Source organism: Diaphorobacter ruginosibacter (genome assembly GCF_014395975.1).
Taxonomy (GTDB): domain Bacteria; phylum Pseudomonadota; class Gammaproteobacteria; order Burkholderiales; family Burkholderiaceae_C; genus Diaphorobacter_A; species Diaphorobacter_A ruginosibacter.
This window is the reverse complement of sequence record NZ_CP060714.1, coordinates 3,494,665-3,516,698: the sequence shown is the minus strand read 5'-3', so window position 1 is coordinate 3,516,698 and position 22,034 is coordinate 3,494,665. Positions and strand designations below refer to the sequence as shown.

The window sequence follows — 22,034 nt, the reverse complement described above, 5'->3', positions numbered from 1 at the left end:
CCAGTCCATCGGTTCACGTTCCAAGAAGACCTATCATGACGTCAGAAGACGGTCAAAAAAGCTCGGGTCGGGTCATCCCCATTACTCCGGTCCCCGACAGCGAGCAGACCGAAAGCGTTTCGCTCTACGAAGCACAGAAGAAGATCTATCCCCGTTCGATCAACGGCATGTTTGCGCGCTGGCGATGGTTGCTGGTGTTTCTCACGCAGGCCTTCTTCTATCTCGTGCCCTGGTTCCAGTGGGGCGAGCGGCAGATGGTGCTCTTCGATCTGGGCGCCCGCCGTTTCTATCTTTTCGGATTGGTCCTCTATCCGCAGGACTTCATCTATCTCACGGGCCTGCTGATCATCTCGGCGCTCTCCCTGTTCCTCTTCACGGCGGTGGCGGGGCGCCTCTGGTGCGGGTTCGCGTGCCCGCAGACGGTCTACACGGAACTGTTCATGTGGATCGAGCACAAGGTCGAGGGCGACCGCAGCGCCCGCATGCGGCTGGATCGTAACGGCTGGACATTCGAGAAGATCTGGAAGAAAGCCACCAAGCAGGCCATCTGGATCGTGCTGGCAGCCTGGACCGGTTTCACTTTCGTGGGCTACTTCGTACCCATCCGTGAGCTGGGTGCCGAGATTCTTGCGCTGCATGGCACCTGGCAACTGTTCTGGGTAGTGTTCTACGGCTTTGCAACCTACGGAAATGCCGGCTACATGCGTGAGCAGGTCTGCAAGTACATGTGTCCGTATGCGCGTTTCCAGAGTGCGATGTTCGACAAGGACACGCTCATCGTCAGTTATGACCCTGCCCGTGGGGAGCAGCGTGGCCCCCGCGCCAAGAAGCTCGACTACAAGGCGCAGGGCCTGGGCGACTGCATCGACTGCAGCCTGTGCGTGCAGGTCTGTCCGGTCGGCATCGACATCCGCAATGGCCTGCAGTACGAATGCATCGGTTGCGGGCTATGCATCGACGCCTGCAACAACGTGATGGACAAGATGCAGTATCCACGTGGGCTCATTCGACTGAGCACGCAGAACGGCATCGCACAGAAATTGAGCCAGTCGCAGATGTTCCGGCGCGTGTTGCGCCCGCGTGTTCTGCTCTACGGCGCAGTGCTCGTGGCGTTGTGCCTTGCGTTGATGTTCAGCCTGGTAGGCCGCACTCCGCTCAAGGTGGATGTGGTGCGTGATCGCGCGGCACTCTCCCGCATCGTCGCCGGCGGAAAACTCGAGAATGTCTATCGGCTGCAGATCATGAACGCGACAGAGCAGACGCGCAGCTACCACATTGGTGCAACAGGGCTCGATGGCGTGGAGGTGGTGGCTGATCCCCGTATCGAAGTGGGACCTGCCGAATCCAGGTGGGTGCTGGTGCGGCTGCAGATTCCCTATGGCAGCGCGGCGTCCGGATCGCACAAGGTGCTGTTCGAGGTGAGTGCGCAAGAGGATCAGGCCAAGGTGATCGAGAAGTCTGTCTTTCTTGTGCCGCGCTAACGAAAACATCATGCGGGCAACTTCCCGTGCATCGCTATGGAAGCGGCCCGCCTTCAAGGAGCTTGAAAAATGCAGACTACGGTTGATACTTCATTGAATGCATCGAAGGATGCGCCGGCCGCCGCGCAGCCTTGGTGGCGGTTCGGCATGGTATGGATGATCATTGCGGGCCCGGCCATCGTGGTGGTGGCCGGCTTCATCACGTTGTGGATTGCGATCCGCACTCCCGATCCTGTCGTGGAAGAAGACTATTACCAGCGGGGCTTGAACATCAATGAGACGCTCAGGCAGCAGGGACAGGAACGAAGCATGATGCCTGCGGTGAAGGGGCGCAACCATGCGGCTACCGACGACGACTCCATGCGTCCTGCAGACCAGTGAGTGCTGGAATGCGTGAAGCGGTAGAGCGGCAGGCCACAGATCATGGCAGGGCTTTGCAGGCAGGGCTTGTGCTATGTACAGCACGGCAAGGCAGTGATACCGTGCATTGCATCGATGGGGGATGGAAGAGAATCGCTTCAATGCGCCAGCGCCTATGACTCAGATCAATGGACACCCATCAAATGTGTTCCCTTACCCATGAGCTCACAAGCACTGGTCTCTGGCCGGCAATCTGCGAATGACCCATCCATGCTCGGATGAAGAGGACGAGCGAACAACGCCAATCAACGGGGAAGACGATGAAAGCACAACGACTCATGTGGATCGCCTGGCCGGCCTTTCTGATGGCGGCCGTCTTGGAAATGCTGGTGTTCGCCTTCGTGGATCCGCAGGCGCTTGAATGGTTTGACCAGCCGGTGAACCTCTCCAGGCAGGGTGTCTACACGCTGGCCTTCTTTGCGTTCTGGGCCATCATCATGGTGGCAAGCGGCTTGACGACGCTGCTCTCGCTTTCGCCATTCGAGGTCAATCGCTGCCCGGTACCTTGTGATGAGAGGCCGGCGGATTGCGCGAAGTTTTCCGCGTGACGTTGTTGTCGTAGCGATAGGGTAGGGGGAAATCAAGGCCCCTCTGTACGAGTGGTGCGGCAAGCAGCTGGTGCGACGATTTCAACGCAACGCAGATCGCCCGAGTCCGCTGGCATGTGTCGATTTGATTCATGCAGAGGGCTTGTAGGCAATTACGTCAACGGCGGACTTCGCTCTTTCGCCTGGGAATTGCTTCAGCCTTGTTGACTTGCCAGGATGCTGATTGCACCCGCTCCGTGTTTTTTTCGTTCCCCCCGATGAGCCGTGCCGCTCCAAGGCGCGGGCTCATCGGGCGGCAGCTGTCGTGACTTCACAGCAGCTCCATGACTCAATGACTCAATGGCAAGCTTGCTGGCTGTTGACGATATTGCGCAGTGCACCGGCATCCAGGATACGGACGTGGCGCTGTTTGACCTCCACCACGCCTTCCTCGACGAATTTGGAGAAGGTGCGGCTCACGGTCTCGAGCTTGAGGCCCAGGTAGCTGCCGATTTCCTCGCGTGTCATGCGCAGTACCAGCTCGGACTGGGAAAAGCCACGCGCGTGAAGGCGTTGCACGAGATTGAGCAGGAATGCGGCAAGGCGCTCTTCAGCGCGCATGCTGCCCAGCAGCAGCATGACGCCATGCTCGCGGACGATCTCGCGGCTCATGATCTTGTGCACATGGTGCTGAAGGGCCTTGACCTCGCGCGACAGCTCTTCGATGTTGTCGAAAGGCATGACGCAGACCTCGGCATCTTCCAGCGCCACTGCATCGCAGGTGTGGCGGTCGCTCACGATGCCGTCAAGGCCAATGATTTCTCCCGCCATCTGGAAGCCTGTCACCTGGTCGCGGCCGTCTTCGGTGGCCACGCAGGTCTTGAAGAAACCCGTGCGAATGGCAAACAGGGACGTGAAAGGCTCGCCATTGCGGAACAGCGTCCCTCCGCGCTTGACCTTGCGGCGCACGGCGACGATTTCGTCAAGTCGTTTCAGCTGCTCCTCGGACAGCCCGAGAGGCATGCAAAGTTCTCGCAGGTTGCAATTGGAGCATGCGACTTTGATGGTTTGCGGTGTCATTTGCAATGGCGCCTTGTACAAGTTATCGGCTTCCGAAAAGTGGACTGAGTTCCACTCGCCTCTGCCGTTGGCATATAGGAAAAACAGGATGCATTGTCCCAGTCAACATGAAAACTGGATTGACCTGTGTCAAGGACATTCTCCGGAGGCTGCGGCACAGTAGCGGCGAACCTTTGGAATTCGCTATGACTGTTGTCACATCAGATCTCATCCGTCAATTTGACGTGTCTGGGCCCCGCTATACGTCCTATCCAACGGCAGACCGCTTCGTGGAAGCGTTCGGTCAAGACGACTATATCCTCGCTCTACAACAGCGACGCATCGGCTCGAATGCCAAGGCGTTGCCTTTGTCCCTCTACGTGCACGTCCCGTTCTGTGAATCGCTTTGTTATTACTGTGCGTGCAACAAGATTATCACCAAACATCCGGAGCGGGCGGAAGCCTATCTTCGCTATCTGAGTCGAGAAATCGATTTGCACACAGAGCACTGTGGTGTCATCCAGCATGTGAGCCAGCTGCATATTGGTGGAGGCACCCCAACATTTCTGACCGATGAGGGCCTGCAGGACCTGATGTCCATGATCCGCCGGAGTTTCGTTCTTGTTCCGGATGGCGAATACTCCATCGAGATCGACCCGCGGACTGTCGACAATGATCGCCTGGCGTTTTTGCGACAACTGGGCTTCAACCGCCTGAGCTTCGGTGTGCAGGACTTCGATCCCGAGGTGCAGAAGGCCGTTCACCGGATACAGCCCGCCGAGCAGGTCTTCCGGCTGGTGGAGGAAGCGCGCAGGATCGGATTCCATTCGGTGAATGTCGACCTGATCTATGGGCTGCCGCGCCAGACCCCCGAGTCCTTCGACCGCACGTTGGCGCAGGTGTGCGAGCTGCGTCCGGACCGCATCGCGCTCTACGCCTATGCCCATCTGCCGGAGCGGTTCAAGCCGCAGCGCCGCATCGTGACCGATGAACTGCCGCTGCCTGCGGCGAAGGTGGCCATGCTCGCGCGTTCGCTGGAGGTGTTTCAGAATGCGGAGTACGTCTATGTCGGCATGGACCACTTCGCGCTGCCGGACGACTCCCTGGCAGTGGCCAAGCGGCAGGGTCGCCTGCATCGCAATTTCCAGGGCTACAGCACGCAGCCCGATTGCGACCTGATCGGCCTGGGAGTCTCGGCAATCGGCAAGGTTGGCGCAACCTACAGCCAGAACGCCAAGACCCTGGACGAGTACTACGACACCATCAACCGGGGGCGCTTGCCCATTGTGCGTGGCCTGGCGCTTTCGCGCGACGATCTGCTGCGCCGCTCCGTCATCATGGCGCTGATGTGCCAGGGAGAGCTGGTCTTCGAGTCCATCGAGCAGGCCTGGCTCATCGATTTCGAGAGCTACTTCGCGGCGGAGCTGGAACAGTTGCAGGCCATGGACGAGCAGGGCCTTGTGCAGTTGCATGAAGACCGCATCGAGGTCACCCCCATGGGCTGGCACTTCGTGCGTGGCGTGGCGATGGTGTTCGATCGCTATCTCCAGGGCAACCGCAACCGTGAGCGCTTCTCGCGCATCATCTGATCCGCAGACCCATGTGGGCGTTGGCCTGGACCGCTTTTCTGATGGGGCTGCTGGGAGGGGCGCATTGCCTGGTGATGTGCTCCGCGCCCTGCGGGGCCTTGCTCGCGCGTGGCGGTAAGGAGTCTGCGCGCGAGCAGCCCGTACGTTTCGTGCGGCGACGGCGCTTGCCGTGGCAATCCATCCTGTTCCATGGGGGGCGCGTCGCCGGCTATGCGGCGCTGGGGGCGCTGGCTGCCTATGCCATGGACCGGCTGGCCTGGTTCAGCCAGGGCACCAGCGCGCTGCGTCCGATCTGGACAGCCATGCACATTGCGATCATCGCCTGGGGGCTCATGCTGGTCATGCGGCTGCAGGCTCCCGCCTGGATGGAGCGCGCGGGACGTGGCGTGTGGTCGCGCGTGAAGTCGGCGGTGGACAGGCCGGGCGGTGTGTTGGCCGTGGGTTGCGGCTGGGCGCTGATGCCGTGTGGTTTTCTCTACTCGGCCGCGATGCTGGCGGCCTTGAGCGGCGGCCCGCTGGCGGGCGCCCTGGCCATGTCCATGTTTGCGCTGGCAAGCGGACTATGGCTGTGGACGGGGCACTGGGGCTGGCTGCATTTTCGCGAACGCCTCACAACGCCCCGCATGGCCGCATGGGGCGTGCGCCTCAGCGGCATCGTGCTGGTGGCATTGGGTGCCACGGCGTTGTGGTGGGGGGTGGTGCACCAGCAGCAGGCGCCGTGGTGCGTGACATGATCGCCAAGCGTATGCCCGCCGTGGGCGTCGGGGCGATCAGGGGGAATTCAAGGTGTCTGCAAGTGCCACCGGATCGTCATCCTGAACCGGGGGTTCAGGTGGGCAAGAGCAACCTGACGTTGGGTTCATCTGACGCGAGACGATCACGCTCATCAGGTGATGTATCAAGCCCGTGCTCAGTGAGCATTGGTTCAAGGAAATATAAAACCCGGCAACACCGCAGACGAGCCTATTGTAATTGCGCCACGGGCGCCCTCGTGGCCGACGAGGGCATTTCATGCCGCCGGGTGGCGTATCTTCGCGAGACTGTGAATCGTCAGAACAGGCGGCCGTCCTCGCCGAGGGCGGAATCCAGTCGCTCCAGCAGATGGGCCATGCGTTCGTCGCTTTCCGGCGAAGAGGCCTGGGGCTGCTGGGCCTGGGCCGGATGTGCGACCATGCCGTTGCTCGCGGCCTCGGCCTGTTCTTGCTCCCTGGCCCTGGAAGCCGAAGCCGCAGCCTCGTGATCGGATATCTCGAAGGCCATGTTCAGCGCGGCCAGCACAGCGATGCGTTCGCGTGCGCGCACCTTGCCGGCATCGCGGATGCGCGTCATCGCCGCATCCACCCGTTCGACGGCTTCCAGCATGCGCGGTTCGTGGCCTTCGGGACAGCTCAGCAGATAGCTCTGCTGCATGATCTGGACCTCGATCTGCTTCATGAGGCGTCGTCTTTCGTATCCGGAATGTCGGGAAGCCGCTCCAGCAGCGAGTCCATGCGGTGGCGAACTGTCTGCAGGCGGGATTTGAGGGAGTCGCGCTCTTGCGTCAGAGTCAGAACCTGCTGGGACAGCAGTGCGTTGGTGCGCTGCAGTTCAGCATAGCGAACCAACAGGCGCTCGACGCGCTCGGCGATCTGGTCTTGGGAGGATGGTGGAGCCATACAACACCTATTGTACGGATCGCTGCACAAACAATCGTAAAATTACGTCGTTGGTGCTCGCAGCGTGGTTCACACGCTGCAGTTCAACGGGAAGCAGGGAGGGGTCTCCGCCATGGAAAAACCCTCAGCCTGCGCTGCCCCCGCAACGGTCAGCGGACGAATTCCTTCAGGCGCCCCGCCGGGCGCCCCGGGGATTCCCTCTTTGCCATCACAGCCACTGTGTGCCTTGAACAAGCATGCGGGAAGGCGGTCAAGGAGTGCGCCGCCAGCCCGGATACCGGCCAACACGGTGGTTCTGGATGCGACGAGAGCATCCTGCCGGAAAAGTCCGGCAGGCGTCTTCGCGCGTCCGGGCTGTGATGCCCATGTGCCGACGGGGAGGTCGGACGCGGCGACTTCTTTCTTTTTGTCCACGATGACAACTCAATCTGTTGTGCTGGCCCGTGCTGCGGTGCTGCCCTTGGCGCTGGCCGCTGCGTTCCCCTCGTTTTCCCAGACGCTGCTCGCTCAGGCTGCCACCGAGTCCACCTTGCGCGAAACCGTGGTGACCGCCACGCGCGTGGAGCAACCCCTGTCCGACCTGGTCGCCGACGTGTCGATCATCGACTCCGAGACCATCCGCAACAGCGGTGCCGTGGGCGTCGTGGACGTTCTGGCGCGCGTTCCGGGCATCCAGTTCACGCGCAATGGCGGGCCGGGCAACACCAGCAGCGTCTATGTGCGCGGCGGCGAGAACCGGTTCACCGCCGTATACCTTGACGGCGTGCGCATCGACTCGCAGTCGACCGGAGGCGTGGTGTGGGAGCAGCTTCCGCTTTCGCAGATTGACCGCATCGAGGTGCTGCGCGGCCCTGCCGCGGCGGTCTATGGCTCGGACGCCGTGTCGGGCGTGATCCAGCTGTTCACCAAGAAGGGCGAGGGCAAGCCAGCCCCCTACGTCGGCGTGGGCGTGGGCTCGCGCGGCACGCGCACGGCCGAGGCCGGCGTGAGCGGCAGCTCTGGTGCCATCGACTACTCGGTCGGCGTAGCGCATGAGGGCAGCGACGGCTTCAATATCCGGCCCGCGGCAACGTTCAACCCGGACGACGACGGCTACAAGCGCAATTCCGGCAATGCCCGCGTGGGCTGGACGTTCGCGCCCGGCCAGCGCCTGCAGGCCTCGGTGCTGGCCAGCAATCTGAATTCGCAGTATGACGCCGGACTCAAGGCCGACGACCGCAACCACCATCAACTGCGTACCGCCGATCTGCTGTGGGATGCCAAGTGGAACGACAGCTACAGCACGCGACTGCAGGTCAACCAGTCGAATTCGAAGTACAGCACCACGCCCAACTTCTACATGACCGAGACGACGGTGCGCAGCTATCTGTTCCAGAACGAGTACCGGCTGGGCGTACACCGCTTCACGGCATCGCTGGAGCGTCGCGAGGACGAGCTGCACAACCCTGCCACGGAGTTTGTCGGCGATCTCAAGCGCGAACGTTCGCAGAACGCCCTTGCGCTGGGCTATGGCATGAATTCCGGGGCACACACGCTGCAGGCCAATCTGCGCCGCGACAACGACAGCGAGTTCGGGGGCAAGAGCACCGGCAGCCTGTCCTACGGCTATGCGATCAACAACGAATGGCGCGTGACGGCCGCGGGCGGCACCTCCTTCCGCGCGCCCACGCTGTACCAGCGCTTCAGCGAGTACGGTGACGCATCGCTCAACCCGGAAACCGGTCGCAATGTCGAGATCGGCACGCGCTGGACGCGTGGCTCGAGCAGCGCGGGCATCGTGGCCTACCGCAACCGCGTGCGCAACCTGATCGTCTATGGTGCTCCGGGCACCTGTCCGTCGGCATTCGGCTGCTACCAGAGCGTGGGGCGCGCGGAGTACGAAGGCGTCACGCTGAGCGCGGCGCACAAGCTCGGACCGGTGTCGCTCAACGGCTCCATCGATTTCCAGAATCCGCATGACCTGGACACGGGCCGCCAGCTGGCGCGCCGCTCCAAGCGCTATGCCAAGCTGAGCGCGGACACTGCCGTCGCCGGCTGGAATGTCGGTGCCGAGATGAATGCGGCCTCGCGCCGGTATGACACCGCGTCGGGATCCAACATGCTGGGCGGCTACACCACATTCAACCTGTACGCCAACACGAGCATCGGCCGCGATTTCACGCTGCTGGCGCGCCTCGACAACCTCACCGACAAGAACTATGAGCTTGCGCGCGGCTATGCCACGCCGGGCCGGGCGTTCTATGTCGGCCTGAAGTGGGCACCGCAGTAAGCCGTTGCATGTTGCAGGTTCCCCTCTCTAAAGCGAAGACCGCATGACCGCTCCACGTGATTTCATTGCCGCAAGCGAGTTGATCCTGGGCGGCCAGAAGAGCGGCAAGTCGCGCCGTGCCGAGCTGCTCGCGCGGCAATGGCTTGCGGGTGATCCGTCGCGTCGTGCCAGCCTCATCGCCACGGGCACTCCCTGGGACGATGAAATGCGCGCCCGCATAGCACGCCACCGGCATGATCGCGCGCTGCGTGTTCCGGGACTTGCAACGCTGGAGGAGCCGCTGGCCATCGACGCGCTGATCCGTGCGCACTCCGATGACCGGACGCTGCTCATTGTCGACTGCCTCACGCTGTGGCTTACCAACTGGCTGATGCCGGCCAAAGCCGCAGAGGAGCGCGCGCGGGAATGGCCCGGACAATCGGCTACATTTTTGCGTTCATTGAAAGAGGCGTCCGGACCCATCATCCTGGTGGGAAACGAGATTGGTTTGGGTGTCATTCCCATGGGGCGTGAAGTGCGCGCGTTTGTCGATGCGCTCGGTGGACTCAATCAGCAGGTCGCGGCGGCATGCTCGCGCGTGACCTTGATGGTGGCCGGCCTGCCGATGTGTTTGAAGGAAGAAGAAAGATGAGTGGTTCGCGCTCGATCGCTGCCGGCTGCCGTACGTTGCTGGTGTCATTCGCATGGTGTGCCGTCGCGACGTCGGCCATGGCCTATCAGGTGGTGGATGACAGGGGGGCCACCGTGGAGTTCAAGGAGGCGCCGCGGCGCATCGTGAGCCTGCTGCCGTCTCTCACCGAGAGCGTATGTGCCCTTCAGCACTGCGAGCGCCTGGTCGGGGTGGACCGCTACTCGAACTGGCCCGAATCCGTCAGCCACCTGCCCAAGGTGGGTGGCGGCATCGATCCCAACATCGAGGCGGTCGTGGCGCTCAAGCCGGACCTGATCCTGATGTCCACCAGCGGCCGGGGGCGTGACCGCCTCGAGGCGCTGGGCTACAAGGTCGTGGCATTGGAGCCGCGCCAGCTCAAGGACGCGCAGCGCGTGCTGAACACGGTCGGCGTGATCCTCGACGTGCCGGCGGAGCAGGGCGCCGCACGCACGTGGCGCGAGATCGAGGCCGGCCTGGAGGCGGCACGCCAGTCACTGCCGGCCAATGCGCGGGGCAAGCGCGTGTACTTCGAGGTGAGCCGGGGGCCGTACGCGGCCGGCGAGAAGTCCTTCATGGGGGAAATCCTCCAGCGGCTCGGCATGCGCAACGTGGTGCCGGCCTCGCTGGGGCCGTTTCCCCGGCTCAACCCCGAATTCATCGTGCGGGCGAACCCCGACGTCATCATGATCGGCAACCGCAGCATGCAGGACGCCGTCAACTATCCGGGATGGAACACCTTGCGCGCGGTGCGTGAAAAGCGCGTATGCACGTTCGATGCCGCGGAATCGGACGTCCTGGTGCGCCCCGGTCCGCGCATGGCCGAAGCGGCGCGCATCATGGCACGCTGCCTTGCCGAGAAGGCCGGATGAGCATCATGGCGGGCCACATGGTTTCACCGGCGGGCAACCGGCGCAAGGCGGCCGTGCTGCTGATCGGTCTGCTGTCGGCCAGCCTGCTGCTGCTGGCCGTGGGGGCGGCCGTGGGCAGCACCGGGTTCGAAAGCCTGAGGCACCTGCAGGACGATCCCGTGGCGCGCCAGATCGTCATGGAAATCCGGCTACCTCGCACGGTGGGTGCATGGCTCGCGGGCGCGTTGCTGGGGCTGGCCGGCGCCGTGGCGCAGGGGCTTTTCCGCAATCCCCTGGCCGATCCCTACCTGCTGGGAAGCGCCTCCGGTGCCACCCTGGGCGGTGCCCTGGCGATGGTCTGGATGGGCGTTTCCCCAGCTTCCGCAAGCCTGCTGGCCCGCATGGGCATCACGGGTGTGGCGTTTGCAGGGGCGGCAGGTGCCGTGCTGCTCACGCTGATGCTGGCCCGGGGAGCGCAGCACACGCTGCGCCTGCTGCTGGCGGGCGTGATCGTCGGGGTGGTGCTGGGCGCCGCGCGCGATCTCGTCGAACTCGGGTCGCCCGAAATTCTGCAGGCCATGCAGGCCTTCACGCTGGGCACGACGGCCTTCGTGGGCTGGTCGGCCGTGGGGTTGATGGCTGCCAGCTGGCTGATCTGCGCAGCCACCGCGCTGGCGCTGGCGCGCGCACTCGATGGGCTGACGCTTGGCGAGGCGACCGCTGCCAGCCTGGGGCTGCCGCTTGCGCCGATGCGCGCCGGACTGATTGCCGCCATGGCGCTGGCGACCGGAACGGCCGTGGCGCACACGGGCCTGATCGCATTCGTCGGACTGGCGGCACCGCATCTTGTGCGCTCGATGGTGCGCGTCACGCATCCGTGGCATGTGCTGCTGTCGGGTTGCATGGGGGCGGTACTGCTGCTGGCTGCGGATGTGCTGGCGCGCTGGCTGATTGCGCCCCAGGAATTGCCCGTGGGCGTGCTGACGGCGGCCCTTGGCGGAACCTACCTGCTGTGGCTCATGCACCGCCGCATGGCGGGTGCATCCGGTGCGGGAGGCGCGACATGAGCCGATCCCTGCAATCCGTGCATCCGCCGCTCGCGCTCGAGGCACGCAATGTGCGCGTGCAAGCGGGTGACCGCGAGATCCTGCACGGCATCGACCTGGACATCCCGGCGGGGCGCTGGACCAGCATCGTCGGCCCGAACGGAGCGGGTAAGTCAACCTTGCTCAAGGCGGTGTCGGGCCTGCTCAGGCACGCCAGCGTCGATGCGGACGTCCGGCTCATGGGCCGTCCGCTGCACGGTATTCCCGCGCGTGAGCGTGCGAGAAGCATGGCCTGGCTCGGCCAGAACGAAACCGCGATGGAAGAGCTGCTGGTGCACGACGTCGTGATGCTCGGCCGGCTGCCGCACCAGGCCTGGCTTGCTCCTGCCGGCCCGGCGGACTTCGAGGCGGTGGAACAGGCACTGCACATGACGCATGCGTGGCAGTGGCGTTCGCGCCCGCTGTCGCAGCTCTCGGGCGGCGAGCGCCAGCGCGTGCTCCTCGCGCGGGCGCTCTGTGTGCAGGCGCAACTGCTGCTGATGGACGAGCCGCTCGCCAATCTCGACCCACCGCACCAGACCGACTGGATGCATATCGTGCGCGACCTGGTGAGCGCCGGGAACACCGTGGTCAGCGTGTTGCACGAGGTGTCGATCGCGCTGCAGGCCGACGACATGGTGATCATGGCCAACGGGCGCGTGCAGCATCATGGTGCGTGCGCCGATCCGGCCACCCATGCCGCGCTCGAGCAGGTGTTCGAGAACCGCATCCGCGTGCTGCACGTCGATGGCGTATGGGTGGCGTTGCCGCACTGGCGCTCGCGCGCGGCGACGACCTGAAAGCAACGACCGAATCAACTTCAAGACTGGGAAACGCCATGGAAATCGAATCCGCACCCACCGAAAAATCCTACGAGAAGCCGGCCGGCGAGCGCCGGGGCCTGTTGCTGGTGAACACGGGCGACGGCAAGGGCAAGAGCACCGCCGCGTTCGGCCTGGCGCTGCGTGCGCACGGCCGTGGCAAAAGCGTGAAGATCTTCCAGTTCATGAAGGTGCCCACCGCGCGCTTCGGAGAACACCGCATGTTCGAGTCGCTCGGCATCCCGATCGAGGGGCTGGGCGACGGGTTCAGCTGGAAGAGCCGCGACCTGGAGCACTCCGCGCAACTGGCGCGCGACGGCTGGGAGCGTGCGCGCGCCGCCATCCTGTCGGACGAGCATTTTCTCGTCGTGCTCGACGAGATCACCTATCCGCTGATCTACGGCTGGCTGCCGCTGGACCAGGTGCTGGAGACGCTGGCGCAGCGCCCGCGCAACGTGCACGTCTGCATGACCGGCCGCCGCTGCCCGCAGGAGATCATCGCGGTGGCCGATACGGTCACCGAAATGAAGCTCATCAAGCACGCCTTCCAGGCGGGCATTCCCGCGCAGCGCGGCATCGAGGACTGATCCGCCTTGCAGACCGGAGGCATCTTCGCCTGCGCGCTGGTGATCGCGCTGCTCGTCGACCGTTTCTGGGGCGAGCCTGCGGCGCGCTGGCATCCCGTCGTATGGATGGGGCGGGCCCTGCAGCGCGCGGGCGATGTGACCGCGCCCCTCGCACCTACCGCGCGGGACATGGTCACGTTCTGGCGCGCGGCGCTCTGCTGGTGTGTGCTGGCCGTGCTGTGCGTCGCGGTTGCGGGCGTGCTGCAGTACGTCATCTTGCAGAACGCACCCTGGTGGCTGGGCTGCATCGTGCTGGGCTTGCTGATCAAGCCCATGCTGGCGTGGCAGATGCTGCGCGCGGAAGTGGCGGCGGTGGAGACGGCGCTGGCGCAGTCGCTGCAGGCCGGGCAGTCGCAGCTGGGGCGTCTGGTGAGCCGGGATGTGCACTCCCTCAGCGCCGTGCAGGTGCGCGAAAGTGCCATCGAATCGCTTTCCGAGAACCTCAATGATTCCGTGGTCGCCCCCATTTTCTGGCTGGCCGTGGCCGGCCTGCCGGGGCTGGTCCTGTACCGCTTTGCCAACACGGCCGATGCGATGTGGGGCTATCCGGGCATGCGTTCGGGCCGCTACTGGCAGTGGGCCGGCAAGTGGGCCGCGCGCGCGGACGATGTGCTGTCATGGATTCCCGCGCGCATCACCGCGGCGATGCTGTGGCTGGCCGCGGGTGGCATAGGCGGCATCGGCTGGTCGACGCTGGTGGCCAATGCACGGTTGACACCGTCACCCAACAGCGGCTGGCCGATGTCGGCCATGGCGCTGGCCCTGGGTGTGCGCCTGGGCAAACCCGGCGTGTACGTCCTCAACGAGCGAGGCCGCGACGCGGCAGCAGGCGACATCGCGCGTGCTGAGGCGATTGCCGGGCGCGCCGTGATCTGCGCCGTTCTGGCGGCGGTGGTCTGGCTGGTGTCTATGGTGGTGGTCAAGGCATGACGGCGATGGAAGTTTCACCCCATTCGGTGCATGGCGGCCCCGACGCACGCGGCGCGGCGCGGCATGACTTCTCGACCAACGCCAACGCCTGCGGCCCCTGCCCGATGGTGGCCCAGGCGGTCCGTGATGTCGATGCCTCGCGCTATCCCGACCCGCGCTATACGGCGCTGCGCGCACGGCTCTCAGAGTTCCATGGCGTCGATGCGGAGCGCATCGTGATGGTGGCCAGCGCCAGCGAGTTCATGCAGCGCATCAGTGCGCTGGCGGCGCGCACGGGCCTGCGCCGCGTTCTTGTTCCCCGGCACGGCTACGGTGACTACTCGCGGGCCGCGCGCGCATGGGGGCTCGAGATTGCAGTGAACGAATCCGGCGAGCAAGAGGCGTCATTGCAATGGGCCTGCGATCCCGCAAGCCCCACGGGCCGCCGCGATGATGCGCTCATGCGCTGGGACCAGCCTCCAGCGCCGGGCGGAATCCGGGTGCTCGACTGCGCCTACGTTCCCCTGATGCTGGATGACGTGCCGGCGGATGCCGGGCTGCGCGCCGGCGCATGGCAGCTATGGACGCCGAACAAGGCCCTCGCGATGACCGGGGTGCGCGCCGCCTACGCGATCGCACCCGAGCAGGTGTTGCAGGAGCACCTGGATGCGCTGCATGCCATGTCCGCTTCCTGGCCCGTCGGTGCGCATGGCGTGGCCATGTTGAACTGCTGGGTCGAGGCCGATGTGCAGCGCTGGGTGCAGCGCTCGCTTGAAACGCTGCGGCTGTGGAAGGCCCGGCAGCTGGCCCTGTGCGAGCGCATGGGCTGGGATGTCCTGCAAGGAAGCCTTGCCAACTACTTCACCGCGCGGCTGCCCGTGGACTGCGACGGGCCGCGGCTGCTTGTGCGGCTGCGCGAGGACGATATCCAGCTGCGCGACTGCGCGTCGTTCGGGTTGCCGCATTGCGTGCGGCTCGGGGTGCTGGCACCCGTATCGCAGGCCGCACTGGAACATCACTGGATACATGGAGGTTATGCATGAGCGCACGATGCGTCATGGTTCTCGGCACGACGAGCGGGGCAGGAAAAAGCTGGCTCACGACGGCGCTGTGCCGCTTCTACGCCAACCAGGGGTTGAAGGTGGCGCCGTTCAAGGCCCAGAACATGAGCAACAACGCACGCGTCGTTGCCACCATCGACTCCGGGTTCGGCGAGATCGGCAGCGCGCAGTATTTCCAGGCGCTCGCCGCACGCGCCGTTCCCGACGTACGCATGAATCCGCTGCTGCTCAAGCCCGAGGCGGATACGCGCAGCCAGGTGGTGCTGCTCGGCCGCGTGGACAAGGCGCTTTCCGACATGCCCTGGCGCGGGCGCAGCCTCAAGGTCTGGCCGCAGATCGCCGCTGCGCTGGATGCGCTGCGTGCAGAGAATGACGTGGTCGTCATCGAGGGAGCGGGCTCTCCGGCGGAGATCAACCTGCACGCAAGCGATGTGGTGAACATGCGCGTGGCGCGGCATGCGGACGCACGCTGCCTGCTGGTGACAGACATCGACCGCGGCGGCGCATTCGCACACCTGTACGGAACCTGGGCCCTGCTGCCCGAGGAGGAGCAGCGGCTGATCCACGGCTTCGTTCTGAACAAGTTCCGCGGCGATGCCGCATTGCTGGCACCCGCGCCGCAAATGCTGCAGGAGCGCACGGGCATTCCGGTGGTCGCGACCATTCCGATGCAGTGGAACCACGGGTTGCCCGAGGAGGACGGGGTGTTCGACGACCGCGCGCAGGGGACAGCTGGCGCGGTGCATACGCGCGTGGCCGTGATCGCGTATCCGCGCATCAGCAACCTGGATGAGTTCCAGCCTCTCAAGAACGTATCCGGCGTCCGCCTGAACTGGGCGCGCAGTCCCGCCGACGTGGAGGGTGCGGACTGGATCGTCCTGCCGGGCTCCAAGGCCACGGCCGCCGACCTGGCCTGGCTTCGGGCTCAGGGGCTGGACAGTGCCATCGCGAGGCATGCGGCCGCCGGAGGTCGCGTGCTGGGTGTCTGCGGCGGCCTGCAGATGCTCGGAGAGGCATTGATCGACACCGTCGGCGTGGACGGCAACGCGGCGGGGCTCGGGCTGCTGCCCCTGGTCACGAGTTTCGAGGAAAACAAGACCGTGCAACTGACCGACACGCAATTCGGCGCGTTGCACGGGCCATGGCAGTCGCTGTCGGGAACGCTTGTGCGCGGCTACGAAATCCATCATGGGCAGACCGCGCCGCATCCGGCGATGGCCGCTGCCGGCGATGTGGCGCATGCCGTGATTCCGGGCATTGCCTGGCAGAACGGCGCGGGCAACGTGCTGGGGCTGTACCTGCACGGCATGTTCGAGGATGCGCGCGTGCTGCAGGCGCTGTTCGCGGAACATGCGCTGACGCTCGATGCGGTGTTCGAGCGCATGGCGCAAGGGGTGGCCGAATGGTTTGACCCCGAGGTGCTGGCGCTGTGAGCGCGTCGACACGTTCTCACGAAATCATTGGATGAGTATTTGATATGTTGATTCCCGAAGTACCCTCGATTTCCGATGCGCAGCTGAGCGCGCGACTGCAGGCACGCATCGACTCCAAGACCAAGCCGCTGGGCGCGCTCGGCAAGCTCGAGGTGCTGGCGCATCGCATCGGCTGCATTCTTGGAAGCGAGGAGCCGGTTCTTCGCGAGCCGCAGATGCTGGTCTGCGCTGCAGACCACGGCCTCGCCGCCAATGGCGTATCCGCCTATCCGAGCGACGTGACCTGGCAAATGGTGGAGAACTTCCTGGCGGGCGGTGCGGCAGTGAGCGTGCTCGCACGGCAGAACGGCCTGGCCCTCACCGTGGCGGATTGCGGCGTGGCGCGCGAGATTCCGCCGCGCGAGCAGGCTCAAGGCGCACCGCGCCTGGTGTCATGCCGCGTGGCCGCGGGAACGCAGGATGCGAGCGCGGGGCCGGCGATGTCGATGGCGCAGTGCGCGCAAGCCGTCGACAACGGTAGAAAAATCGTGCAGGGCATGCCTGGAAATGCCCTGCTGCTGGGCGAGATGGGCATCGGCAACACCTCGGTGGCCTCGCTGCTGCTTGCGCGCCTGGGTGGCGTACCGCTGGCCGATTGCACGGGTGCGGGAACGGGTTTGAATGCCGAAGGCGTGGCCCGAAAGCGCAAGGTGCTGGAGGCCGCCCTGGCCGCCAACGCCGACGCGCGCGAGCCGATGCAGGCACTCGCGGCGCTCGGTGGCTTCGAGGTGGCAACGCTCACGGGCGCGGTGCTGCAGGCAGCGGCCGAGCGCCGCGTCATCGTGGTGGATGGCTTCATCACGACAGCCGCCGTGCTGGTGGCCAGCCGCTTGCAGCCCGCAGTGCTTGAGCGCTGCGTGTTTGCCCATCGCTCGGGCGAGCCGGGCCACGCGCACATGCTGCGCCTGCTGAACGGCGAGGCCTTGCTGGACATGGGGCTGCGCCTCGGCGAAGGATCGGGTGCCGCGCTGGCGTGGCCGCTGCTGTTGTCGGCCTGTGCGTTCCTGCGCGAGATGGCAAGTTTTGAATCCGCGGGCGTGGACGGCAGTCACGCCGCCTGACCCTGCGGTCCAGTGGCCCGGGTCGCCCGGTCACCAGGATGCTTCAGTGCGCGGTGTTCTTGGGCGAGAAATCGCAGTACCGGGCCACCACGCATTCCCAGCAGCGGGGCTTGCGTGCCTGGCAGACATAGCGGCCCAGCAGGATCAGCCAGTGGTGCGAGTCGACGGCGTATTCGTCCGGCACGCGCTTCATGAGCTGCATTTCCACGGCCAGCGGGTCCTTTCCCGGCGCCAGGCCCGTGCGGTTGCTCACGCGGAAGATGTGCGTGTCGACCGCCATGGTGGGCTGGCCGAATGCCACGTTGAGCACCACGTTGGCGGTCTTGCGGCCCACACCGGGCAGTTCCTGCAGTTCCTCGCGCGTCGATGGCACCTTGCCGCCATGGCGCTCCACCAGGATGCGGCAGGTCTCCATCAGATGCTTCGCCTTGCTGCGGTACAGGCCGATGGTCTTGATGTAGTCCTCGAGCCTCTCGATGCCGAGGTCGAGGATGGCCTGCGGGGTGTTGGCCACGGGAAAGAGTTTGCGCGTGGCCTTGTTCACCCCCACGTCGGTGGCCTGTGCGGACAGCAGCACGGCAGCCAGCAACTCGAAAACCGAGGTGTACTCGAGCTCGGTATTGGGTTGCGGATTGGCTGCCTTGAGGGCGGCGAAGAAGGGCTCGATGTCGCTCTGTTTCATGGTGCTGCATTGTCGCAGCAACCGCGGCATGCCAGGGGTGATGCGCGGTGAACGAAAAGTGGTGGGGGGATTGCAGGAATCCTGCGCAAAAAACCGAGTGTGCCCACAACCCGCCGCAATGCAAGACAATGGGCGCTTACCTGCCTCGCAGAAAGTCGTAAGTGAAGGATTTCCGGATGAAATTTGCTGACCGTTTAAACAATGTCGAGACATCGGCGATTCGCGAGCTGTTCAAGTTGCTGGGCAAGCCCGGCATCATCAGCTTTGCAGGTGGCTTTCCTGACAGCGCGATGTTCGACGTGGCGGGCATCGAAGCCGCGACCGAGCGCGTGCTGCGGGACGAGCCGGGCGCCGCATTGCAGTATGGCGCCACCGAAGGCTACCAGCCGCTGCGCGAGCAGCTCTCCGCGTTCATGGCAAGCAAGGGTGCGCAGGACGTGGCCCCCGAGCAACTGATCGTCACCACGGGCAGCCAGCAGGCGCTGGACCTGCTGGGCAAGACGATGATCAATCCCGGCGACCGCGTGATCGTCGAAGGCCCGACCTTTCTCGCGACGATCCAGTGCTTCCGCCTCTACGGCGCCGAGGTGATCAGCGCCCCCATCGACAGCGATGGCGTGAAGCCCGACGAGCTCGAGAGGCTGATCGTCGAGCACCAGCCCAGGCTGGTCTACCTGATTCCCACCTTCGGCAACCCGAGTGGCGCGACACTGTCGCTCGAGCGCCGCCGCAAGATCCTTGAGCTGGCGGTCAAGCACCAGGTGCTGGTGGTGGAGGACGACCCCTATGGCGACCTGTACTTCGCCGACGCGCCACCACCCAGCCTGCTGGCGCTCACGCCCACCGTGCCCGGCAGCCGCGAGTGGCTTGCGCACTGCGGCTCGCTCAGCAAGGTGCTCTGTCCGGGGCTGCGCATCGGCTGGCTGATCGGCCATCCCGACCTGCTCGCGCGCGCGACGATGTGCAAGCAGTTCAGCGATGCGCACACCAGCACGTTCGCGCAGGCCACGGCGGCGCAGTACCTGCGCTCGGGCGTGATGCCGCAGACGCTGGCGCGCGTGCGGGCCGTCTATGCCGAACGCGCGAGGGCCATGGGCGATGCGCTGCGCAGCGAACTGGGTGACGCCGTCGAATTCGTGCAGCCGCAAGGTGGCCTGTTCATGTGGGTGCGCCTGACGGGCGCGCGCGGACAGGAGCGCGATGCGAATGCACTGGCCAAGCGCGCCATCGAGCAGGGCGTGGCCTTCGTGCCGGGCTCCCCGTTCTTCAGCCAGAACCCGGACCCGTCCACGCTGCGCCTGTCGTTCGCGACCGCCGACATCGACAGGATCCGCGAAGGCATCGCACGTCTGAAGAAGGCGCTCGCGGCCTGAACGCAGCGGTTCCATTTTTTGCCGGACTGCATGCGCGAGCGAGCCCTCCGCACATGCTTCCGGCCTCACGGGCACGACATGGCAGACACCGAATCACGGACCGAGCAGCGGCTGAGCGAACTGGAGATCAAGACCAGCTACGCCGAGGACCTGCTTGACCAACTCAACATGACCATCTACCGCCAGCAACAGCAGATCGACGACCTGCGTGCAGTGGTGGTGGAGCTGCGCAAGCAGTTGCCGGCCGCCGGCCAGCAAGGCGCCGCGCAGGGCGTGGTGGACGAGCGTCCGCCGCACTATTGAACCCGGCCCCAGAAACGGGCCCCTGAACCAGGCCCGATCCCTTCACCCAGGCCGCGCCCGTCGCTGTGGCCCGGGCTCCACACCACGCACCAGCAAGGAGAGCAATCCAGCATGCAGTACCGCAATCTAGGCAAGAGCCAGCTCAGGGTGTCCGCGTTGTGCCTGGGCACGATGATGTTCGGTGACCAGACCGAGCGGGCCGAAGCGCAATCCATCGTCGCCCACGCACGGGAACATGGTGTGAACTACATCGACACTGCCGACGTCTACACCCGTGGCGCGTCCGAGCGCATGCTGGGCGAACTGCTCGCCGGCCAGCGTCACGACTGGGTGCTGGCCACCAAGCTCGGCAACAAGATGTCCGAGCAGGAGAACCACAGCCGCTATTCGCGCCTGTGGATGATGCGCGAGGTGGAGGAAAGCCTTGCGCGGCTGAAGACCGACCACATCGACATCCTGTATCTGCACCGCGACTTCAACGGCATGGATCTGGAGGAGCCGCTGTACGCGCTCGACAGCCTGATGCGCGCGGGCAAGATCCGCTACTGGGGCGTGTCGAACTTCAGGGCCTGGCGCATCGCGGAGCTGGCGAGCGGTGCGCGCCGCATCGGCATGCCCGGCCCGGTCGTCTGCCAGCCCTACTACAACCTGCTCAACCGGATGCCCGAGGTCGAGATCCTGCCCGCCTGCGAGGCGCTGGGCATCGGCGTGACCTCGTACAGCCCGATTGCCCGCGGCGTGCTCACGGGCAAGTATCTTCCGGGCCAGGCGCCAGCGGAAGGCACGCGCGCGGCGCGCGGCGACAAGCGCATCACGGAAACGGAATTCCGGGAAGAGTCGCTCGTCATCGCCCAAAGGCTCAAGCAGCATGTGGCCGAGGCGGGCGTCTCGCTGGCGCAGTTCGCCACGGCGTGGGTGCTGGCGCACCGCGCGGTGAGCTCGGTGATCGCGGGACCGCGCACGCTGGCGCAGTGGCAGGACTACTTTCCTGCGCTCGACTATGTCGTCACGCCGGAGGATGACGGATTGGTCGACGAGCTCGTCGCGCCGGGCCATCCATCGACGCCGGGCTACACCGATCCCGCCTATCCGCTGCATCCGCGGCGTCGCTGACGGCCTGTTCCTGGGTGCCTAGCGCCTGGGGGCGGGCGGCATCTCCAGTTGCCGCAGCGCATCGACGAGGTGCTGCATGAATGCGCGCGGCCCCTCGGGCAAGGTGCGCTCGGCGAGCGATTGCACCTCCACCATGCGGGCCGTGATGCCGCGCTCGCGGATCGGTGCCGCATGCAGTTCCCCGCGTGTCACGCGGTCGCGCACGGTGATGTCGCCCGCAATCGACAGGCCGCCGCCGTGCTGCACGAAGTTCATGAGGGTCTCGAACTGGTTGCTCACGAGTACTGGCTCGAAGGCCAGCCCCTTCTGGCTGCACGCGATATCGAACAGCTGGCGCACCGTGTTCTCGGGATCGGGCAGGGCGATGGGGTGGGGCTGCAACTGGCGCAGCGTCACATGCGGGAGATGCGCCAGCGGATGATCGCGGCGCATGAACGCGTACACCGAGGCGGGGCCACGGTAGGCCACGGCGATGTCGCGCTCCGCCGCGCGGCTGTAGGTGAGGGCCATGTCGGCCTCGGCGCGCAGCACGGCCTGGGTGGCGGCCTGCGGTCCGCACACGCGCAACTGGAAGTGCACGCCGGGATGCTGCCGGCGGAATTCGGCGATCACGCGCGGCAGGAACTCGATCGCGAACCCCGATGAACTACAGATGCGCACCATGCCGCGGCGCAACCCCTGTAACGCCTGGATGTCTCCCACCACACGATCGGCCTCCTGGGCGATATGCCTGGCGTGGGCCGCCAGCACCTCGCCGGCGGGGCTGGGCACCATGCCGCGCGGGCGGCGCTCGAACAGCGTCACGCCGAGCAGGTCCTCGAGGGCGGAGATCTGCCGGCTCACGGCGGAGGGCGTGACGTTCAGGCGCAGCGCGGCCTCGCTGACCGATCCGCAGCGCACCACCTCGAGCACATGCCGCAGCGCGGTGTCCTGCAGTTGGGCGGACAGCAGGGACGTGGGGCGGGATGTGGGTCTTGAGCTTTGCATGAAAGTCAACGCAGTATGGAGGATTTGTCGATTGTGCGCAA

General features: G+C 65.3%; 23 protein-coding genes, 1 other RNA gene and 1 riboswitch. Of the genes, 18 read left to right on the top strand and 6 right to left on the bottom strand.

Features of this window, described 5'->3' with window-relative positions:
* Positions 1-35 precede the first annotated feature (35 nt).
* The 3 genes from ccoG to H9K76_RS15975 all read left to right on the top strand — a co-directional run bounded on the left by ccoG (position 36) and on the right by H9K76_RS15975 (position 2,449).
* Positions 36-1,481 carry a cytochrome c oxidase accessory protein CcoG gene (gene ccoG, locus H9K76_RS15985; protein ID WP_187596341.1) on the top strand — a complete coding sequence of 482 codons (1,446 nt, stop codon included), beginning with the start codon at positions 36-38 and terminating at the stop codon, positions 1,479-1,481.
* A 69-nt stretch (positions 1,482-1,550) separates the two neighbouring features.
* Complete coding sequence (locus H9K76_RS15980; RefSeq protein ID WP_187596340.1) at positions 1,551-1,862, top strand: FixH family protein; 312 nt, start codon at positions 1,551-1,553, stop codon at positions 1,860-1,862.
* Between the two features lie 299 nt (positions 1,863-2,161).
* Entirely contained in the window at positions 2,162-2,449 is a 288-nt protein-coding gene (locus H9K76_RS15975; protein ID WP_187596339.1) for a hypothetical protein, read from the top strand.
* Between the two features lie 336 nt (positions 2,450-2,785).
* Here H9K76_RS15975 and fnr read toward each other — a convergent pair whose 3' ends face one another.
* The gene (fnr, locus tag H9K76_RS15970) at positions 2,786-3,508 is read right to left on the bottom strand and encodes a fumarate/nitrate reduction transcriptional regulator Fnr (RefSeq protein ID WP_187596338.1); all 723 of its coding nucleotides are present in this window, start codon (positions 3,506-3,508) and stop codon (positions 2,786-2,788) included.
* Positions 3,509-3,693: 185 nt separating this feature from the next.
* Between fnr and hemN the strand changes: the two genes are divergently transcribed.
* Positions 3,694-5,076: an oxygen-independent coproporphyrinogen III oxidase gene (gene hemN, locus H9K76_RS15965; protein WP_187596337.1), complete on the top strand. Its 1,383-nt coding sequence runs from the start codon at positions 3,694-3,696 to the stop codon at positions 5,074-5,076.
* A gap of 11 nt (positions 5,077-5,087) precedes the next feature.
* A complete protein-coding gene (locus H9K76_RS15960; protein ID WP_187596336.1) occupies positions 5,088-5,810 on the top strand; it encodes a sulfite exporter TauE/SafE family protein in 723 nt (240 codons plus the stop codon).
* A 49-nt stretch (positions 5,811-5,859) separates the two neighbouring features.
* On the opposite strand, the gene ssrS is transcribed toward H9K76_RS15960, so the two are convergent.
* The 3 genes from ssrS to H9K76_RS15950 all read right to left on the bottom strand — a co-directional run bounded on the left by ssrS (position 5,860) and on the right by H9K76_RS15950 (position 6,731).
* A non-coding RNA gene (ssrS, locus tag H9K76_RS23715) (6S RNA) lies at positions 5,860-6,039 on the bottom strand.
* Positions 6,040-6,126: 87 nt separating this feature from the next.
* Positions 6,127-6,510 carry a cell division protein ZapA gene (locus H9K76_RS15955; RefSeq protein ID WP_187596335.1) on the bottom strand — a complete coding sequence of 128 codons (384 nt, stop codon included), beginning with the start codon at positions 6,508-6,510 and terminating at the stop codon, positions 6,127-6,129.
* On the bottom strand, positions 6,507-6,731 hold the full coding sequence (locus H9K76_RS15950; RefSeq protein WP_187596334.1) for a DUF904 domain-containing protein: 225 nt from the start codon (positions 6,729-6,731) through the stop codon (positions 6,507-6,509). Before H9K76_RS15950 ends, H9K76_RS15955 begins: the two co-directional genes overlap by 4 nt.
* Positions 6,732-6,765: 34 nt before the next feature.
* A riboswitch (cobalamin riboswitch) is annotated at positions 6,766-7,031 on the top strand.
* Positions 7,032-7,146: 115 nt separating this feature from the next.
* On the opposite strand from H9K76_RS15950, the gene H9K76_RS15945 reads away from it, so the two are divergent.
* The 10 genes from H9K76_RS15945 (at position 7,147) to cobT (ending at position 17,535) form a co-directional block, all read left to right on the top strand.
* Positions 7,147-9,000 carry a TonB-dependent receptor domain-containing protein gene (locus H9K76_RS15945; protein ID WP_187596333.1) on the top strand — a complete coding sequence of 618 codons (1,854 nt, stop codon included), beginning with the start codon at positions 7,147-7,149 and terminating at the stop codon, positions 8,998-9,000.
* Positions 9,001-9,043: 43 nt separating this feature from the next.
* Positions 9,044-9,631: a bifunctional adenosylcobinamide kinase/adenosylcobinamide-phosphate guanylyltransferase gene (locus tag H9K76_RS15940; protein WP_187596332.1), complete on the top strand. Its 588-nt coding sequence runs from the start codon at positions 9,044-9,046 to the stop codon at positions 9,629-9,631.
* Positions 9,632-9,708: 77 nt separating this feature from the next.
* Positions 9,709-10,521: an ABC transporter substrate-binding protein gene (locus H9K76_RS15935; RefSeq protein ID WP_246475539.1), complete on the top strand. Its 813-nt coding sequence runs from the start codon at positions 9,709-9,711 to the stop codon at positions 10,519-10,521.
* Between the two features lie 5 nt (positions 10,522-10,526).
* A complete protein-coding gene (locus H9K76_RS15930; protein WP_425489708.1) occupies positions 10,527-11,567 on the top strand; it encodes a FecCD family ABC transporter permease in 1,041 nt (346 codons plus the stop codon).
* Entirely contained in the window at positions 11,564-12,385 is an 822-nt protein-coding gene (locus tag H9K76_RS15925; RefSeq protein WP_187596330.1) for an ABC transporter ATP-binding protein, read from the top strand. Before H9K76_RS15930 ends, H9K76_RS15925 begins: the two co-directional genes overlap by 4 nt.
* Before the next feature lie 38 nt (positions 12,386-12,423).
* The gene (gene cobO / locus H9K76_RS15920) at positions 12,424-12,993 is read left to right on the top strand and encodes a cob(I)yrinic acid a,c-diamide adenosyltransferase (protein WP_187596329.1); all 570 of its coding nucleotides are present in this window, start codon (positions 12,424-12,426) and stop codon (positions 12,991-12,993) included.
* A 6-nt stretch (positions 12,994-12,999) separates the two neighbouring features.
* Positions 13,000-13,962, top strand: a complete 963-nt coding sequence (gene cbiB / locus H9K76_RS15915) for an adenosylcobinamide-phosphate synthase CbiB (RefSeq protein WP_187596328.1) — start codon at positions 13,000-13,002, stop codon at positions 13,960-13,962.
* Positions 13,963-13,967: 5 nt separating this feature from the next.
* Complete coding sequence (locus H9K76_RS15910; RefSeq protein WP_246475058.1) at positions 13,968-14,984, top strand: aminotransferase class I/II-fold pyridoxal phosphate-dependent enzyme; 1,017 nt, start codon at positions 13,968-13,970, stop codon at positions 14,982-14,984.
* On the top strand, positions 14,981-16,435 hold the full coding sequence (locus H9K76_RS15905) for a cobyric acid synthase (RefSeq protein ID WP_187596326.1): 1,455 nt from the start codon (positions 14,981-14,983) through the stop codon (positions 16,433-16,435). The genes H9K76_RS15910 and H9K76_RS15905 overlap by 4 nt, the downstream gene beginning before the upstream one ends.
* Positions 16,436-16,479: 44 nt before the next feature.
* On the top strand, positions 16,480-17,535 hold the full coding sequence (cobT, locus tag H9K76_RS15900; protein WP_187596325.1) for a nicotinate-nucleotide--dimethylbenzimidazole phosphoribosyltransferase: 1,056 nt from the start codon (positions 16,480-16,482) through the stop codon (positions 17,533-17,535).
* 43 nt (positions 17,536-17,578) lie between these two features.
* Here cobT and nth read toward each other — a convergent pair whose 3' ends face one another.
* The gene (gene nth / locus H9K76_RS15895; protein WP_187596324.1) at positions 17,579-18,217 is read right to left on the bottom strand and encodes an endonuclease III; all 639 of its coding nucleotides are present in this window, start codon (positions 18,215-18,217) and stop codon (positions 17,579-17,581) included.
* 176 nt (positions 18,218-18,393) lie between these two features.
* On the opposite strand from nth, the gene H9K76_RS15890 reads away from it, so the two are divergent.
* The 3 genes from H9K76_RS15890 to H9K76_RS15880 all read left to right on the top strand — a co-directional run bounded on the left by H9K76_RS15890 (position 18,394) and on the right by H9K76_RS15880 (position 21,006).
* Positions 18,394-19,590 carry an aminotransferase-like domain-containing protein gene (locus H9K76_RS15890; protein WP_187596323.1) on the top strand — a complete coding sequence of 399 codons (1,197 nt, stop codon included), beginning with the start codon at positions 18,394-18,396 and terminating at the stop codon, positions 19,588-19,590.
* Positions 19,591-19,668: 78 nt separating this feature from the next.
* Positions 19,669-19,893 carry a SlyX family protein gene (locus tag H9K76_RS15885; RefSeq protein WP_187596322.1) on the top strand — a complete coding sequence of 75 codons (225 nt, stop codon included), beginning with the start codon at positions 19,669-19,671 and terminating at the stop codon, positions 19,891-19,893.
* 111 nt (positions 19,894-20,004) lie between these two features.
* Complete coding sequence (locus H9K76_RS15880) at positions 20,005-21,006, top strand: aldo/keto reductase (RefSeq protein WP_187596321.1); 1,002 nt, start codon at positions 20,005-20,007, stop codon at positions 21,004-21,006.
* A gap of 18 nt (positions 21,007-21,024) precedes the next feature.
* Here H9K76_RS15880 and H9K76_RS15875 read toward each other — a convergent pair whose 3' ends face one another.
* On the bottom strand, positions 21,025-21,957 hold the full coding sequence (locus tag H9K76_RS15875) for a LysR family transcriptional regulator (RefSeq protein ID WP_187600675.1): 933 nt from the start codon (positions 21,955-21,957) through the stop codon (positions 21,025-21,027).
* Between the last annotated feature and the right edge of the window lie 77 nt (positions 21,958-22,034).

Excerpts from the sequence above, each read along its gene's own strand:
- ccoG (WP_187596341.1), top strand. The coding sequence starts at position 36 with ATGACGTCAGAAGACGGTCAAAAAAGCTCGGGTCGGGTCATCCCCATT.
- H9K76_RS15980 (WP_187596340.1), top strand. The coding sequence starts at position 1,551 with ATGCAGACTACGGTTGATACTTCATTGAATGCATCGAAGGATGCGCCG.
- H9K76_RS15975 (WP_187596339.1), top strand. The coding sequence starts at position 2,162 with ATGAAAGCACAACGACTCATGTGGATCGCCTGGCCGGCCTTTCTGATG.
- fnr (WP_187596338.1), bottom strand. The coding sequence starts at position 3,508 with ATGACACCGCAAACCATCAAAGTCGCATGCTCCAATTGCAACCTGCGA.
- hemN (WP_187596337.1), top strand. The coding sequence starts at position 3,694 with ATGACTGTTGTCACATCAGATCTCATCCGTCAATTTGACGTGTCTGGG.
- H9K76_RS15960 (WP_187596336.1), top strand. The coding sequence starts at position 5,088 with ATGTGGGCGTTGGCCTGGACCGCTTTTCTGATGGGGCTGCTGGGAGGG.
- H9K76_RS15955 (WP_187596335.1), bottom strand. The coding sequence starts at position 6,510 with ATGAAGCAGATCGAGGTCCAGATCATGCAGCAGAGCTATCTGCTGAGC.
- H9K76_RS15950 (WP_187596334.1), bottom strand. The coding sequence starts at position 6,731 with ATGGCTCCACCATCCTCCCAAGACCAGATCGCCGAGCGCGTCGAGCGC.
- H9K76_RS15945 (WP_187596333.1), top strand. The coding sequence starts at position 7,147 with ATGACAACTCAATCTGTTGTGCTGGCCCGTGCTGCGGTGCTGCCCTTG.
- H9K76_RS15940 (WP_187596332.1), top strand. The coding sequence starts at position 9,044 with ATGACCGCTCCACGTGATTTCATTGCCGCAAGCGAGTTGATCCTGGGC.
- H9K76_RS15935 (WP_246475539.1), top strand. The coding sequence starts at position 9,709 with ATGGCCTATCAGGTGGTGGATGACAGGGGGGCCACCGTGGAGTTCAAG.
- H9K76_RS15930 (WP_425489708.1), top strand. The coding sequence starts at position 10,527 with ATGGCGGGCCACATGGTTTCACCGGCGGGCAACCGGCGCAAGGCGGCC.
- H9K76_RS15925 (WP_187596330.1), top strand. The coding sequence starts at position 11,564 with ATGAGCCGATCCCTGCAATCCGTGCATCCGCCGCTCGCGCTCGAGGCA.
- cobO (WP_187596329.1), top strand. The coding sequence starts at position 12,424 with ATGGAAATCGAATCCGCACCCACCGAAAAATCCTACGAGAAGCCGGCC.
- H9K76_RS15910 (WP_246475058.1), top strand. The coding sequence starts at position 13,968 with ATGGAAGTTTCACCCCATTCGGTGCATGGCGGCCCCGACGCACGCGGC.
- H9K76_RS15905 (WP_187596326.1), top strand. The coding sequence starts at position 14,981 with ATGAGCGCACGATGCGTCATGGTTCTCGGCACGACGAGCGGGGCAGGA.
- cobT (WP_187596325.1), top strand. The coding sequence starts at position 16,480 with ATGTTGATTCCCGAAGTACCCTCGATTTCCGATGCGCAGCTGAGCGCG.
- nth (WP_187596324.1), bottom strand. The coding sequence starts at position 18,217 with ATGAAACAGAGCGACATCGAGCCCTTCTTCGCCGCCCTCAAGGCAGCC.
- H9K76_RS15890 (WP_187596323.1), top strand. The coding sequence starts at position 18,394 with ATGAAATTTGCTGACCGTTTAAACAATGTCGAGACATCGGCGATTCGC.
- H9K76_RS15885 (WP_187596322.1), top strand. The coding sequence starts at position 19,669 with ATGGCAGACACCGAATCACGGACCGAGCAGCGGCTGAGCGAACTGGAG.
- H9K76_RS15880 (WP_187596321.1), top strand. The coding sequence starts at position 20,005 with ATGCAGTACCGCAATCTAGGCAAGAGCCAGCTCAGGGTGTCCGCGTTG.